The sequence below is a fragment of the Bacillus sp. FSL R5-0434 genome, from assembly GCF_038004745.1.
Lineage (GTDB): Bacteria > Bacillota > Bacilli > Bacillales > Bacillaceae > Bacillus > Bacillus halotolerans.
The window spans coordinates 3,484,525-3,499,892 of the sequence record NZ_JBBORV010000001.1 but is presented as its reverse complement, the minus strand read 5'-3'; the positions used below and the strand labels follow the sequence as shown (position 1 = coordinate 3,499,892).

General features: G+C 43.9%; 14 protein-coding genes. All 14 read left to right on the top strand.

All coding sequences use genetic code 11. From position 1 onward, the window contains the following. Positions 1-212: 212 nt before the first annotated feature. Complete coding sequence (locus tag NYE43_RS18270) at positions 213-1,388, top strand: ATP phosphoribosyltransferase regulatory subunit (protein ID WP_341062322.1); 1,176 nt, start codon at positions 213-215, stop codon at positions 1,386-1,388. Beyond that, the gene (hisG, locus tag NYE43_RS18265) at positions 1,381-2,022 is read left to right on the top strand and encodes an ATP phosphoribosyltransferase (RefSeq protein ID WP_024122983.1); all 642 of its coding nucleotides are present in this window, start codon (positions 1,381-1,383) and stop codon (positions 2,020-2,022) included. The genes NYE43_RS18270 and hisG overlap by 8 nt, the downstream gene beginning before the upstream one ends. Continuing rightward, the gene (gene hisD, locus NYE43_RS18260) at positions 2,019-3,302 is read left to right on the top strand and encodes a histidinol dehydrogenase (RefSeq protein WP_024122982.1); all 1,284 of its coding nucleotides are present in this window, start codon (positions 2,019-2,021) and stop codon (positions 3,300-3,302) included. The genes hisG and hisD overlap by 4 nt, the downstream gene beginning before the upstream one ends. Then, complete coding sequence (gene hisB, locus NYE43_RS18255; RefSeq protein ID WP_101864712.1) at positions 3,299-3,883, top strand: imidazoleglycerol-phosphate dehydratase HisB; 585 nt, start codon at positions 3,299-3,301, stop codon at positions 3,881-3,883. The genes hisD and hisB overlap by 4 nt, the downstream gene beginning before the upstream one ends. Continuing rightward, on the top strand, positions 3,884-4,522 hold the full coding sequence (gene hisH / locus NYE43_RS18250; protein ID WP_341062319.1) for an imidazole glycerol phosphate synthase subunit HisH: 639 nt from the start codon (positions 3,884-3,886) through the stop codon (positions 4,520-4,522). It abuts the gene before it with no gap. Beyond that, the gene (gene hisA / locus NYE43_RS18245; RefSeq protein ID WP_185848574.1) at positions 4,519-5,256 is read left to right on the top strand and encodes a 1-(5-phosphoribosyl)-5-[(5-phosphoribosylamino)methylideneamino]imidazole-4-carboxamide isomerase; all 738 of its coding nucleotides are present in this window, start codon (positions 4,519-4,521) and stop codon (positions 5,254-5,256) included. Before hisH ends, hisA begins: the two co-directional genes overlap by 4 nt. Continuing rightward, entirely contained in the window at positions 5,253-6,011 is a 759-nt protein-coding gene (gene hisF, locus NYE43_RS18240) for an imidazole glycerol phosphate synthase subunit HisF (protein ID WP_024122978.1), read from the top strand. The genes hisA and hisF overlap by 4 nt, the downstream gene beginning before the upstream one ends. Continuing rightward, positions 6,008-6,628 (top strand): bifunctional phosphoribosyl-AMP cyclohydrolase/phosphoribosyl-ATP diphosphatase HisIE, encoded by a 621-nt coding sequence (gene hisIE, locus NYE43_RS18235; protein ID WP_024122977.1) that lies wholly within the window; start codon positions 6,008-6,010, stop codon positions 6,626-6,628. Before hisF ends, hisIE begins: the two co-directional genes overlap by 4 nt. Positions 6,629-6,878: 250 nt before the next feature. After that, the gene (locus NYE43_RS18230) at positions 6,879-7,598 is read left to right on the top strand and encodes a lipoprotein YvcA (RefSeq protein ID WP_103671275.1); all 720 of its coding nucleotides are present in this window, start codon (positions 6,879-6,881) and stop codon (positions 7,596-7,598) included. 1 nt (position 7,599) lies between these two features. Beyond that, on the top strand, positions 7,600-9,507 hold the full coding sequence (locus NYE43_RS18225; protein WP_341062317.1) for a DUF6792 domain-containing protein: 1,908 nt from the start codon (positions 7,600-7,602) through the stop codon (positions 9,505-9,507). Between the two features lie 14 nt (positions 9,508-9,521). Next, positions 9,522-9,881, top strand: a complete 360-nt coding sequence (locus NYE43_RS18220) for a hypothetical protein (RefSeq protein ID WP_044159330.1) — start codon at positions 9,522-9,524, stop codon at positions 9,879-9,881. Between the two features lie 178 nt (positions 9,882-10,059). Next, on the top strand, positions 10,060-11,823 hold the full coding sequence (locus tag NYE43_RS18215; protein ID WP_213418021.1) for an ABC transporter ATP-binding protein: 1,764 nt from the start codon (positions 10,060-10,062) through the stop codon (positions 11,821-11,823). Between the two features lie 127 nt (positions 11,824-11,950). Continuing rightward, positions 11,951-13,405: a tetratricopeptide repeat protein gene (locus NYE43_RS18210; RefSeq protein ID WP_216393895.1), complete on the top strand. Its 1,455-nt coding sequence runs from the start codon at positions 11,951-11,953 to the stop codon at positions 13,403-13,405. A gap of 381 nt (positions 13,406-13,786) precedes the next feature. Beyond that, positions 13,787-15,199 carry a peptidoglycan DL-endopeptidase CwlO gene (gene cwlO, locus NYE43_RS18205; RefSeq protein ID WP_101859896.1) on the top strand — a complete coding sequence of 471 codons (1,413 nt, stop codon included), beginning with the start codon at positions 13,787-13,789 and terminating at the stop codon, positions 15,197-15,199. Positions 15,200-15,368: the final 169 nt, after the last annotated feature.

The window sequence follows — 15,368 nt, the reverse complement described above, 5'->3', positions numbered from 1 at the left end:
AGCATGCCAAACATCAAGAATTTGAGATATGACCTACCTTTCATCATTTATTCATGACTTTTTCATATTTAGGAGGAGGATTTCTGAACGAAAAAGATTCGTGCGAAAGTTAAGCATTGATTTCCATTCTTTCATCTGCTAACATATTATCATATTAGCGAACTAAAGGATTCGGAATTTTCCTTCAAAGGATTACGGAGGTGCTCGGGTTGATGTTTATGTTTGAAAAACCGCACGGCATGAGAGATACACTGCCCGGTTTATATGAAACGAAAAAAAAGGTGAGGCAATCGTTAACCGATATGATAGATAAATGGGGCTATCAATTTATGGAAACACCGACGCTGGAGTTTTACGATACGGTTGGTGTGCAGTCAGCAATTGAAGAGCAGCAGCTGTTTAAGCTTCTGGATCAGGATGGAAAGACACTGGTGCTTCGCCCGGATATGACAGGGCCGATCGCAAGGGTGGCGGCATCAAAGCTGCTGAAACATGATCATCCCCTCAGAGTCGGCTATGCGGCAAATGTGTTCAGAGCCCAGGAACGCGAGGGCGGACGTCCTGCCGAGTTTGAACAGGTTGGAGTGGAATTGATCGGTGATGGCACGACAAGTGCGGACGCAGAGGTCATTGCCTTAGTAGTCGGTGCGTTAAAAAATGCCGGCTTGACTTCATTTAAAATTGCAATCGGCCACGCAGGCATTGCAGATGCCCTGTTTGTCGAGGTGCTCGGGAATGTTGAACGAGCGGACGTGCTGCGGAGGTTTTTATATGAAAAGAATTATGTCGGCTACAGAGAGCACGTCAAATCTCTTCCGCTTTCCTCCATTGATAAAAACAGATTGCTTGAGCTTCTCGAATTGCGAGGGAGCATAGAAGTATGCAGACGTGCTGAAGAAATCGTCGATTCAGCGCAAGGTAAAAGTGTGGTTGATGAACTGAAGGCGCTGTGGGAGATTCTTGAGGACTACGGATGTACGGAAAATGTCCGTCTTGATCTGAATATGGTCAGCCATATGAGCTACTACACTGGGATTTTATTTGAAGTGTACGCGAAGAATGTCGGCTTTGTGATTGGCAGCGGCGGCCGTTATAACAAGCTTCTGGGACATTTTAATTCACCGGCGCCGGCGACGGGTTTTGGGCTTCGGATTGACCGGATGATTGAAGCGCTCCATATGAAAGACGAACCTTGTGAAATGGATGCTGTCATTTTCAGCAAAGAACAGCGGGTGCAGGCCATCGCTTTTGCAAATGAAGAGCGTTTGAAAGGTAAAAAAGTTGTTCTTCAGGATTTACTGGGGATTGAAAATATTGATCAGATGACAAAATCATTTGCGAATGTCACCTATTTTATCGGTGCCAGAAAGGAAGAGCAAAATGGGTAAGTTACTCACAATGGCAATGCCGAAGGGGCGAATATTTGAAGAAGCAGCAGGGCTGCTGCGGCAGGCGGGATACAAGCTGCCGGAAGAGTTTGAGGATTCCAGAAAGCTGATCATCGACGTGCCGGAGGAAAATCTCCGCTTCATTTTAGCAAAGCCGATGGATGTCACCACATATGTGGAGCACGGCGTGGCAGACGTCGGAATTGCGGGGAAGGATGTCATGCTGGAGGAAGAACGCGATGTATATGAGGTACTGGATTTGAAAATCAGCAAATGCCATCTGGCGGTTGCCGGACTTCCAGATACAGACTGGAGCGGCGTCGCGCCGAGAATCGCCACAAAGTATCCGAATGTGGCTTCCAGTTATTTTAGGGAGCAGGGAGAGCAAGTCGAGATTATTAAACTGAACGGCTCTATCGAGTTGGCACCTCTTATCGGGCTTGCGGACAGAATAGTCGACATCGTATCAACGGGACAGACGCTCAAAGAAAACGGACTCGTTGAAACAGAGCATATTTGTGATATCACCTCCCGCTTTATCGTCAACCCAGTAAGCTATCGCATGAAGGATGATGTCATCGACGAAATGGCATCCCGTTTATCTCTTGTTGTGGAAGGAGAAACGGCAAAATGAAAATCAAAACGATCAGCGGCGCGGACCGGCTTTCTCTCAAGCGGTCAATTGACTCCGGAACGGAAGAACAAAGAAAAGCGGTCCGATCCATTATTGAACATGTAAAAGCAAACGGTGATCAGGCCGTTCGTGACTACACGGCCAAGTTTGACGGCATCAAGCTCGACAGTGCATTGGTCACAACAGAAGAAATTGAAGAAGCATACAGCTTGCTGGATCCCCAGCTGCTGCAGGTGATCAGGCAAGCGATCAAAAACATTACTGAATATCACGAAAGGCAGCTTCAGTCTTCCTGGTTTTATCACAGAAAGGATGGCACAATGCTGGGACAGAAAGTGACAGCACTTGATTCTGCCGGCGTTTATGTGCCGGGCGGAACTGCCGCATATCCGTCATCTGTTTTGATGAATGTCATTCCGGCGCTTACAGCGGGCGTGGAAAGAATTGTTCTTGTCACACCTCCGGGAAAAGACGGACGGCTGTCTCCGGGAGTCTTAGCTGCCGCTGCCGAGCTGGGCATTAAAGATATATACAAAATGGGAGGGGCTCAGGCAATTGCGGCGCTGGCGTACGGAACAGAAACCATTGAGCCGGTGGATAAAATCACAGGCCCGGGAAATATTTATGTCGCGCTTGCCAAACGAGAGGTGTTCGGTGATGTCGATATTGATATGATTGCCGGACCGAGTGAAATCGTCGTGCTGGCTGATGAAACAGCTATCCCGCGGGAAATTGCCGCTGACCTGCTGTCACAGGCGGAACACGACATGCTCAGCTCATGTGTGCTTGTCACAGATTCCATGCCGCTGGCTGAGGCCGTTTCAGCCGAGGTGAACGAGCAGCTTAAAACCTTGCCGCGCAGAGATATTGCGGAAGCTTCAGTGAGAGATTATGGATCTATTTATGTGGCTGAAACGATAGATGAAGCGGTCAATACAGTCAATACGCTCGCCCCGGAGCATTTAGAAATCATCACACGGTCTCCCGAAGCTTTGCTTGGCAATATCAAGCACGCAGGTGCGATTTTCTTAGGCCGATACAGCCCTGAACCGGTCGGAGATTATTTTGCCGGACCGAACCATGTGCTCCCGACAAATGGAACGGCCAGATTTTCAAGCCCATTAAACGTCACGGATTTTCAAAAGAAATCGAGCATTATTTCATACAGCCAATCAGCCTTTGAAGAACATGCGGATAGCATTGCGGCTTTTGCCAGACTGGAAGGATTAGAAGCGCATGCGAGATCAATCGAAGCGAGAGAACGGAGGAATTCAAAATGAGAAAAGCGGAGCGCGCCAGAAAAACAAACGAAACGGATATAGAGCTGGCATTCGCAATAGACGGTGAAGGGCAAGCAGAAATCAAAACAGATGTGCCGTTTATGACGCATATGCTGGATCTGTTCACAAAACACGGGCAATTTGATCTTTCCATTCATGCAAAAGGCGATGTCGATATTGATGATCACCATACAACTGAAGATATCGGCATTTGCTTAGGGCAGGCTTTGCTTGAAGCACTAGGCGATAAAAAAGGAATTAAACGCTACGGCTCGGCGTTTGTGCCGATGGATGAGGCGCTTGCTCAGGTGGTGATTGATTTAAGCAATCGGCCGCACTTAGAAATGCGTGCTGACTTTCCGGCAGCGAAAGTCGGAACTTTCGATACTGAGCTTGTACATGAATTTTTATGGAAGCTGGCGCTTGAAGCACGGATGAACTTGCACGTGATCGTTCATTACGGCACAAATACGCACCATATGATAGAAGCTGTTTTTAAAGCATTAGGACGCGCGCTTGATGAAGCGACAACGATTGACCCGCGTGTCAAAGGGATTCCGTCAACGAAAGGGATGCTGTAAATGATCGGTGTGATAGATTACGGAATGGGCAATTTATACAGCGTCTCAAAGGCGCTGGAGCGTGTCGGCGTGCCGTACTTTGTTTCTGGCATGCCAGAGGAGCTGAGGAAAGCAGATGCTTTCATTTTGCCGGGAGTCGGGTCATTTGGGGATGCGATGGACAATTTGCGCAACGCCAAACTCGATCAATTCATTCACGATATGGTATCAGAGGGGAGACTGCTTCTTGGGATCTGCCTTGGCATGCAGCTATTGTTTGATGAGAGCGAAGAGCATGGAACCGCTGCAGGCCTCGGTTTGTTAAAGGGAAAAGCAGTCAGGCTGAAGCCGGAAGATCAGGAGGGAAACAAGCTGAAGGTTCCGCATATGGGATGGAACCGCCTTTCCTTTCATAACGAATCTCCGCTGCTGGCAGGAGTGGAGGAAGGCTACGCTTATTTTGTCCATTCCTTTTATATTGACGGAATGGATGACGGCGCGCTTTTGGCAAGCGCCGAGTACGGTGTTCGGGTGCCTGCGGTTGTCGGAAAAGAGAATGTCTTCGGCGCCCAGTTTCACCCGGAAAAAAGCAGCACGGTCGGAATGTCTATCTTAATCCAATTCACAAAAATGGCAGCAGAACAGAAGGTGAAAAAATGAGTGTTTTTACATTATACCCGGCCATTGATATGAGAAACGGCAAATGCGTACGCCTCGTTCAAGGTGATTACAGCAAGGAAACTGTATACGGTGATTCACCGTTCGACATGGCCTCTTTATTTGCGAGTGAGGGGGCTGAATGGATTCATCTTGTTGATCTTGACGGCGCGAAGGAAGGAAAAAAAGTAAATGACCGTCATGTCATCGAAATTGTACAAAAGCTCAATCTGAAAGTCGAAATCGGCGGCGGCATTCGTTCGGAAAGCGACGTCTACGATTACTTATCGGCAGGAGTCGATCGCGTGATCCTGGGAAGCTCTGCTGTTTCTGATCCGCCGTTTGTAAAAAAAATGCTGAAAGAGTATGGCGAAAGGATAGCCATCGGGCTGGACGCAAGAAACGGCTTTGTTTCAACAGAAGGGTGGCTGGAAACATCAAGTCTTAAGGCGACTGAACTCGGCAAAGAGCTCGCCAACGAAGGCGCAGAAGTTTTTATTTTTACTGATATCGCGACAGACGGGATGCTGTCAGGCCCCAATCTCGAAAGCACAGTGGAACTCGCAAAGGAAACCGGAAAATCTGTCATCGCCTCTGGCGGAGTCAGCTCCGTTGCGGACCTTGAAGCTCTTGCCCGTTATCATGCGAATGGGGTTTCTGGAGCGATTATCGGAAAAGCACTGTATACCAACCAGTTTACACTTGGCGAGGCGCTTGAAAGGATGAAGGGGAAATGATAACAAAACGGATTATCCCATGTCTTGATGTGAAAGAAGGGCGCGTTGTCAAAGGGATTCAATTTCTTGAGCTGAAGGATGCCGGCGACCCTGTCGAGCTGGCGGAAGTATACGATCAGGAAGGCGCAGATGAACTGGTGTTTCTTGATATTTCTGCCTCGCATGAAGGCCGCAAAACGATGGTTGACGTCGTAGAGCAGGTTGCTGCAAAGCTTGCGATTCCGTTTACAGTCGGAGGCGGCATCAATCAGCTTAGCGATATGAAAACGATTCTGCGTGCCGGCGCGGACAAAGTTTCTGTAAACACGGCAGCTGTTCTCCGTCCCGAGCTGATTACCGAAGGCGCGGAGTTTTTCGGCTCTCAATGTATCGTACTCGCCATAGACGCCAAGTACGACGAAGAGTCTGACACATATAAAGTTTACACGCATGGCGGCAGAAAGAAAACGGATTGGGAAGTTACAGCATGGGCGAAGGAAGCTGTCAAACGCGGAGCCGGAGAAATCCTCCTGACCAGCATGGACTCGGATGGGGAGAAAAAGGGCTTTGACCACAGGCTGACAAAGCTCGTGTCAGAAGGTGTTCCGGTTCCTGTCATCGCCTCAGGGGGAGCAGGAAACGCGCAGCATATGCTCGAGGCTTTTACAAAAGGGGAAGCGGACGCCGCGCTGGCTGCCTCCATTTTTCATTATAAAGAAACATCAATTAAAGAAGTGAAATCATATTTGAAAGAGCACGGGGTGAATGTGAGATGAAACAGGCAGATGAACTGCGTTTTAACGAAGACGGATTAATCCCTGCCATCGTGCAGGACGCGTCAAGCAAAGAAGTGCTGACACTTGCATATATGAACAGGGAATCATACGAAAAAACACTGGAAACGAAAGAAACGTGGTTTTACAGCCGCTCGCGGCAAGAGCTATGGCACAAGGGAGAAACATCGGGGAATACGCAAGGCGTCAAGGGCATTCGATATGACTGCGACCAAGATGCACTGGTCGTGCTTGTAGAGCCGTCCGGTCCGGCATGCCACACAGGCAGCTACAGCTGTTTTACAAAGGAACAGACAGAAGAACAAACTTCCGGCCGATTTGACATCTTAAGCGAGCTGGAGCGCGTCATCGCAGAACGCCAAGCGGAAATGCCTGAAGGAGCTTACACCACTTACCTTTTCGATGAAGGCGTCGATAAGATTTTGAAAAAAGTCGGTGAAGAAGCATCAGAAGTCATCATCGCCGCCAAAAACCGTGATCACGAGGAACTGAAATGGGAAGCGGCAGACCTGCTGTATCATCTCCTTGTCCTGCTCAGAGAACAAGCATTACCGCTGGATGATGTGCTGGAAGTGCTGAGAAAACGCCATTCTGAATAGTAAATGGAAAGAGCCTATGGATAACGGCTCTTTTTTTATTGTAAGAAAAATGTAATGGGTATTTAGTAATGGGATGAGTGTTTCACATTCCGAATGGATAAAAGAAGGTCAAAACCAAGTCTGATTTCCTATTTATCCAAATTCCGCCATGATGTAACATGGAAAAGGATAATATAATCACCCTGCAACCGGGTCAATAGTATTACTTTTGAAAAATAGAATGATCCCACAAAACCCTTGGAGGTTCGTAATGAAAAAGATTATCTTTATTTGCTTCAGCTTATTACTTGCCCTGACAGGAGGATGCAGTATGAACGACAATGATAAAAACACAAATGAAAATAAAACAGAAGCCGTAAAACCAAAAGACATGGATCCAAAAGACCTGCCGCAAGTTCCCGCGTTTCAGGATGAGAAAACGAGAGAGTACATGGTGTCAACGAAGGAAGAGGAGCCTGGGTACTATTTGCTGGAGTCTAAGCTGAAGGGGTTTAGGATGTTGTTTCCGGCGGATGGGGAATACGTACCTGATATGTCCAGTACAGGAGACAATGAAGAAACAATAGTATTTGATAGTTTTAATAAAAAAACTAACATTCAATATGATGGTCAACTGGATTATCATCAAGACAAAAGTTTTGCAAATGACAAGGATACAATGCTTGACATCGTAAGCGGAAGAAACGGTTATAAAGGAAAATACGGAGAAAGAGAGCTATCTGATAAAATTGTATATTCTGCTCAAAAGAAAAGTGTTTTTGATGACGTAGACGGAAAGAGCAATTATTCTTATAGATTTTTTGGCTATGTTAAATCTACCAAAAAGGATTATCTAGGAATAGAATATTCCTTTAGATTTGCTTGTTATAAAGATGAAGAACCTTGTTCATTAAAAGAAGAAGAAGCCAGACAAAAAGTTCAAAAAATAATAGACTCCATTACCTTTTTAAAAGTTAAAAAGGAGAAATAGAATGGAAAACAAAAATATATTTGAAAATGAAAATGTGAAACTCCGTTTAATTAACTTAGAATACGATTATAAAGAAAAATTTGCTTCTGATAATGAGCATGAAACAAAGAAGGCTAAAGCCGATTTTGAAGCGGAGGTCCGAAGAATTTATAAAGAAGAAACACACCAAGAGCTTCCAAAAAACGTGGAAATATATACATCAAATGAACTTATTAAAAAAAATTCAAAAGTAGATACATCAATAAGAGAGTCCGGATATGATGGTACAGCTATTTACATTAAGGATGACAAACAACACATTAATCAGCTTCATATTATTTCAGAGGGTAGTGCAGATAACGAGGATTGGTCATACAATTTCTTCGGTCTCTTTTTAGGGATAGATGACAGCCAGTATCAAGCGACAAAAGAGTTTACAAGAAATGCAAAAAAAGAAACAAAGGATTCTAATGATTTAAAGACCTTTGCTATGGGTCACTCACTGGCTAATAATAATCAGGTGATGGTTCAATTAATTGACGGGGAATTTGATGAAGTTTATGGAGTTAACGGAGCTCAAATAAGTGTTGATCACCTATTAGCAACTGATTTGAATTTGAGAGATAAGATAATGCATAAATTTCATATTAGACGCTTAAAAGATATTAATGATATCCCATCAGAAAAGCTAAAAATAGAAATCCAAAAATATTATGAAGACAAAGGCGTCACAGCAAACATCACCCAACGCATATCAAAAGATGACCCGCTGTACGGAGTCAGCGGCAAGGCGGATTTCATTACATTCGGCGATGTGAAGATGGCGGATACGAACACAAGTGTGAAAGGCATCAGAAACATTATGGATGGGATTCCTGATGAAGACGTAAGGTCGATGCAGGAATACCTTCAAAAATATAAGGACGACTATGAAAAAGACGGCTTAAACGGTTTTGTAAAGGCAGCCAGCGGAATAGACATAGAATTGATAGAAAAAGTAAAGCATACAGACGGCGTTTTAGCGAAAGCAAGTGTTGTTTATGAAAATTTTGATGATGTTAAGCAAATGTATGGCCGAATTAAAGAGCAGCTGCCAGCCTTTTTAGGTTTTCTTCACACCCTGTTGGGAAACAGCGGGCCTATTGTAGATCAGCTTGCTGAAAATGGTTATATTGATGATACACAGAAAAAAGTCATAAAAAAAGAGTTATCTAATCTTAATGCGAGTATGAAAGGTATAGAATTACAATACGATGATTTCATTGATCATCTAAAGCATGGCCAATTCACGCAAGCTCTAAATGATGTTGGTAAAATTGTGGAGTATGTAAAATCAATGATTTCTTCTTTTGAAACACTCGACACAGAAACAAAAGACGCATTAAAACTCATCGTCGACGGCCACAGCATCGTTCAAATGCTGAACGCATTATCAAAGGAAAAAGGATTTAGCTATAAGGGTTCTGATATTTACTTTACAGGGAAGGGCGGCTCGGGAGAAACGATTAAAGTCAATATCTCTTCCGCTGTCAGAATCTATCAAAACGGCATGAAGATAGTTGAAGATATGGAAGATGCGATTTCCGCGTACCAAAAGGTATTCCGTCAGGAAATCGATGATGAGTTTATAGACAAAAAACAGGCAATCATCACGTCGATTCAACATATGGAAGAAAACCCTTCGCATTATGCCTTCGATCTTCAATTCCGGCTTGCGGCCGGTTTCAGTCACACATTCGATAAATTAGAGAAAATATCAGTTCATGAATCGTTCCATACAGGTGCTCTCCCTGCTAATGACGGAATTGTTGCAGAACTAAAAAAACAGACATCGGAAAAAAAGAACTTTATCAAAAATATCCGCGAGAGCATCGAAAAGCTATTTGAAAAAGAAGAAATGATCTCACAGTTATTCGATTTTCAGCCTTAGGAGGAATAGACAGAGTGACTTCCTTATTTTCAGAAAGTGAAACAGAAGTTGTATCAACCACCTATATGTTTCTAACCCATGACGAAATGAAGGGGAAAGCAGGCAGTCTCAATAAACCCATCAACGACATTCTCAGCCTGACTAAAAAATTTGAGTCTGCATTAAAAGAAGAAATCAAAGGGCAAAAAGGAATGATTGTCAAAAAAATAAAAGAAGAGCTTGAATCGAAAAGCGAAAAGCAGAAAACTGCACTTCAAACGATAAAAGAAGAGCATACTGCAAAGGTTGACCGGTTCAAGATGATCATTGAAGACCTGAGGCAGCAAGAGGTTACCTTAACGTATCGAAAAAAGAAGCCCGAAAAGGATCTATAAGATGAAACGTCTCCTATTCGAGTCATGAATAGGGGATTTTTATTTTCAGTGTACAAGAAAAATATACTGAAAAAGCCTCTCTCCATTGTTATGATTTAGAAAGAGTAAAAATAATCCTATTATATTCCGTTCAACCTTGCTGACCGCGTAAAGGGATTGAAACAGGAGGAAAAATACTATGTCAACACAGCAACCTAAAAGAAAATTCAAAGCCTTTTTTGCATTAGTGAAACAGACAAACCCATCCTATGGAAAGCTCGCTTTTGCGCTGATTCTCAGTATTGTGACAACACTGGTCAGCCTGCTGATTCCTTTATTAACGAAACAGCTTGTCGACGGTTTTTCCATGTCAGCGCTGTCCGGCACGCAAATCGGGCTGATCGCGCTCGTTTTTCTTATTCAGGCCGCTTTAAGCGCCTACGCTACATACGCGCTAAACTATAGCGGGCAAAAAATCATCTCTGGGTTAAGGGATTTATTATGGAAGAAATTAATTAAGCTTCCTGTATCTTATTTTGATACTAACGCTTCCGGTGAAACTGTCAGCCGGGTCACGAATGATACGATGGTGGTAAAAGAGCTGATCACCAGCCATATCAGCGGATTTATAACAGGCATTATTTCGGTCATTGGATCACTCACCATCTTATTCATTATGAACTGGAAGCTGACGCTGCTTGTTTTAGTAGTTGTTCCATTAGCGGCGCTGATTTTAGTGCCGATCGGCCAGAAGATGTTCTCCATTTCTCGGGAAACTCAAGATGAAACCGCACGTTTTACAGGGTTGCTCAATCAAATACTTCCGGAAATCAGGCTTGTGAAGGCTTCAAATGCAGAGGAAGTCGAATACAAACGCGGAAAGCTGGGGATTTCTTCATTATTCCAGCTGGGGGTTCGTGAAGCGAAGGTGCAATCGCTTGTTGGGCCGCTTATTTCTCTCGTATTAATGGCCGCACTCGTGGCTGTTATTGGATACGGCGGTATGCAGGTGTCATCAGGCGAATTGACTGCCGGAGCACTCGTGGCTTTTATTTTATATTTGTTTCAAATCATTATGCCGATGGGCCAGATTACAACGTTCTTCACACAGCTGCAAAAATCAATCGGTGCAACGGAACGGATGATTGAGATTTTGGCAGAGGAAGAGGAAGATACCGTCACAGGTAACCAAATTGACAACGCGCATCTGCCTATCCGGCTTGATCAGGTGTCCTTTGGCTATAAGCCTGGGCAGATGATCTTGAAGGATATCAGCGCCGTGATTGAAGCGGGGAAAGTTACAGCAATTGTTGGGCCGAGCGGCGGCGGGAAAACCACGCTGTTTAAGCTGCTTGAGCGTTTCTATTCTCCGACTGAAGGGACCATTCTGCTGGGAGACGAGCCGGTGGATACGTATTCGCTCGAATCGTGGCGTCAGCATATCGGCTACGTGTCACAGGAAAGTCCGTTAATGTCGGGAACGATCAGAGACAATATTTGTTATGGGCTGGAACGTGAGGTAACGGATGCCGAAATCGAAAAAGCAGCGGAGATGGCATACGCTCTTAATTTTATACAGGAGCTGCCGAATCAGCTTGATACTGAAGTGGGTGAACGCGGCATTATGCTGTCGGGCGGACAGAGACAAAGAATTGCGATTGCCAGGGCGCTTCTCCGTGATCCGAGCATCCTGATGCTTGATGAAGCCACTTCCAGCCTCGACAGCCAATCTGAAAAATCAGTGCAGCAGGCACTTGAGGTGCTGATGGAAGGCCGGACAACAATTGTCATCGCTCACCGCTTATCGACTGTTGTAGATGCTGATCAGCTATTATTTGTTGAAAAAGGGGAAATTACGGGACGCGGCACGCACCATGAATTAATGGCTACCCATGACCTTTACAGAGATTTTGCTGAACAGCAGCTTAAAATGAATGCAGATTTAGAAAACAAAGCCGGGTAAATTCTGGTCGATTCAGCCAATAAAAAAAAGAGGAGGGATTTTCCCAATCCTTCCTTTTGAACTATTGAGAGGCTTACGATTTATGGTATACTACTGACGGTAATATTGTATAAAACGGAGGGTAGTTGTGGGAAAACACACTTCTGAACATAAAAATCACGCACAAATTGTCCAGCTGCTTCAAGATGGACATTATTTTTTTCATAAAGGTTTGAAAGCGTATAAAGAACGCAATTTGAAGCGGGCAAGCAAACTGATCCAGCGTGCGGTTCATTTGGAGCCGAGGGATTCAGAGATGCTTTCGCAGCTTGCGGTCATTTATTCTGAGATGGGGCAATACCAGGAATCAAACGATTTGCTTGATTATATTTTGGCGAATCTTGAGACGGAAATGCCGGAATGCCATTATTTTAAAGCAAATAACTTTGCCCATCTGGGACTCTTTCAGGAAGCTTATAAAGAAGCTGCTGCTTATTCAGACGCTGATCCGGACGGTGAATTTTCCGAAGAGAATGATAGTCTGCTTGAACTGCTTGATTTAGGAGACGGCGGGCCTGAGGATTCTTTATATGATCAGGATGAATTGCTTATCAAACAGGACCGGGCGAAGTCCTTGCTTGAAAGCGGTCAGCTTGCTGAAGCCGTTGCGGCCCTTGAGGAAATCACACACGAATATCCTGAGCTTTGGTCCGCTTATAATAATCTCGCCCTTGCCCACTTTTATTCCGGCAATGTTGTGAAAGCGAAACAAACGGCTTATCAAGTGCTGAATAATAATGAAGGAAATCTTCACGCATTATGTAATCTTCTCGTTTTCTACTATTATGAAAGAGAAGATGAAAAGGTGGCAGAGCTGAGTGATCAGCTTTCAAATGTATATCCGATGTTATTTGAACAGCGCTATAAACTGGGTGCCACTCTGTCGCTTGTCGGCCGGTATGATATTGGGTACAAATGGCTCAGATCACTATATAAAAGCGGTTTTGAAGGAGACGACACATTCTACTACTGGCTCTCGTGCTCTGCTTACTTTACGGGCCATAAAGAATTTGCCGAAACGGTATGGAGAAAAGTCGAGTCGCAATATCCAGGAGCAGACCGTCCGGCTCCGTGGATTGAGCGGCGGGAAGTACTTCCTTCGTCAGTAGAACAGCGATTGGCGGCCTATTATATCAGCAGCACCAAGGGTGAAACGGAGCATCTTGAGGCCGTGATACGCTCGAAGCGCATCACCGCTCCTTTTGAAAACCATTTTGTTAAGCTGCTCTTGAACGGAGATTCCGCAGCAGCAGATGTGTCAGAGGATGCGCTTTTCGCTTATCAAACGGTTAAATTGCTGGAAGAAGCAGAACAAGATGAGATGAAAACAGAAGTCATGAGCTGCTGGGTATTCCATGTGATACAGCAAATCCGCGCAGCGGGGCCGCTGAAAAATGTGAGCGGATGGGCTGCGGCTATCTACTATATTTGGAAAGAAGCCCATGGCAAACATGACACCAAAAAAGAAACAGCAGCCCAATTTGGCATCTCTCCGGCTACTTTGACGAAATATATGAAATATATTGATGATATTTTAGAATAGTATATTGATTGAGAGTTGATTCACAGAATCAACTCTCTTTTTATTCTAAGAAGTATATTAAGAAAGTAATATCGACAGGTTTTTTATCAATTTAAGAAAAATGACAAATGATGTGCAACCTGACATCTGTTTGAAACACAAATGTAATAAAATTTATCGCTAATTTGTCGAAACTTGATGGTATAATGATTCTCGTACATAAGGAATTAGTGTTTTTTACATATGATGTGAAATAAACGCTATACACCCAGATTAAGAGATGCACAGAATAATTAACCATAAAAAATCATCATTCCTCGTAGAGTATGAGGAACGAAACTTGATGTTCAAAATACAATTCCAAATGAGAACAGGTTCACAGTAAAAGGGAGGATATAAAAAGTGAGAAAGAGTTTATTGACACTTGGTTTGGCTTCCGTCATCGGGACAAGCAGTTTTTTGATCCCATTTACAAGTAAAACTGCATCGGCGGAAACATTAGATGAAAAGAAACAAAAAATCGAAAGCAAGCAATCTGAGGTTGCTTCCAGCATTGAAGCGAAGGAAAAAGAATTAACTGAGCTTCAGGAAAACCAATCAAAGATTGAAAAAGAACTGAAAGACATTAACGCTAAGGCGCTCGATACAAGCAACAAAATCGATGATAAAAAAGAAGAAAACGATAAAACAAAAGAAGAAATCAAAAAACTGAAAAAAGAGATTAAAGAAACAGAAGCACGCATCGAAAAACGCAACGAAATCCTGAAAAAACGCGTTCGTTCTTTACAGGAAAGCGGCGGATCTCAAGGATACATAGATGTACTTTTAGGATCAACGAGCTTTGGTGATTTTATCTCACGTGCAACTGCGGTTTCATCTATTGTTGATGCAGACAAAGATTTAATCAAGCAGCAAGAGCAGGATAAAGCGAAGCTTGAAGACTCTGAAGCAGATCTGAATGATAAGCTGAAAGAAGTACAAGCTGCACTGGCTAAATTAGAAACAATGCAAAAAGATCTTGATAAACAGCTTGATGAAAAAGACAAGCTTTTCGACGAAGCAAAGGACAGCCAGAAGAAAACAGCTGACGCGATTTCCGAATTAAAATCAGAAGCAGCTGACCTTGCAAACCAAAAAGCAGATACTGAAGAAGAACAAGCGCGTATCAAAAAACAACAAGAAGCTGCGGCTGCCCTGATCAAAAAGCAGGAAGAAGCACAAAAAGCATCTGATGAAACACAAACAGATGACAGCCAAACGGCTACAACTGAAACAGCAAAAGCAAGCTCATCTGATGATGATTCTTCAGACAACTCTTCTAAGGGTTCATCTAACAGTTCGTCTAACGGCTCATCTTCTAAGAAGAGCAGCAGCTCAAGCAATAACTCAGGCGGCACTGTCATCAGCAACTCAGGCGGAATTGAAGGCGCGATCAGCGTTGGTTCAAGCATTGTCGGACAATCTCCGTACAAGTTTGGCGGCGGACGCTCTCAGTCTGATATCAACAACCGTATTTTTGACTGCTCATCATTCGTTCGCTGGGCTTACGCTTCTGCAGGTGTCAACCTTGGACCTGTCGGCGGAACAACGACTGATACTTTAGTTGGAAGAGGACAAGCTGTAAGCGCGTCAGACATGAAACGCGGAGACTTAGTTTTCTTTGACACATACAAAACAAATGGTCACGTTGGAATCTACTTAGGAAACGGTACGTTCCTTAACGACAATACATCTCATGGTGTATCTGTTGACTCTATGAACAACGTGTACTGGAAAAAAGCATTTAAAGGCGTTGTAAGACGTGTTGTTCAATAATAAATAAGACAAGGGCCTTCTATGGACAGAAGGCTCTTTCTTTATTAATATACATACCCTTTTGAAATACATTTAATCGCGTTTCGAAAAAAATGAGCAAAAAAATGGCGTATCACCATGAGATTTTATAGGATATGGGTAAGGAATACGTTTGATGGGGATTCTTATC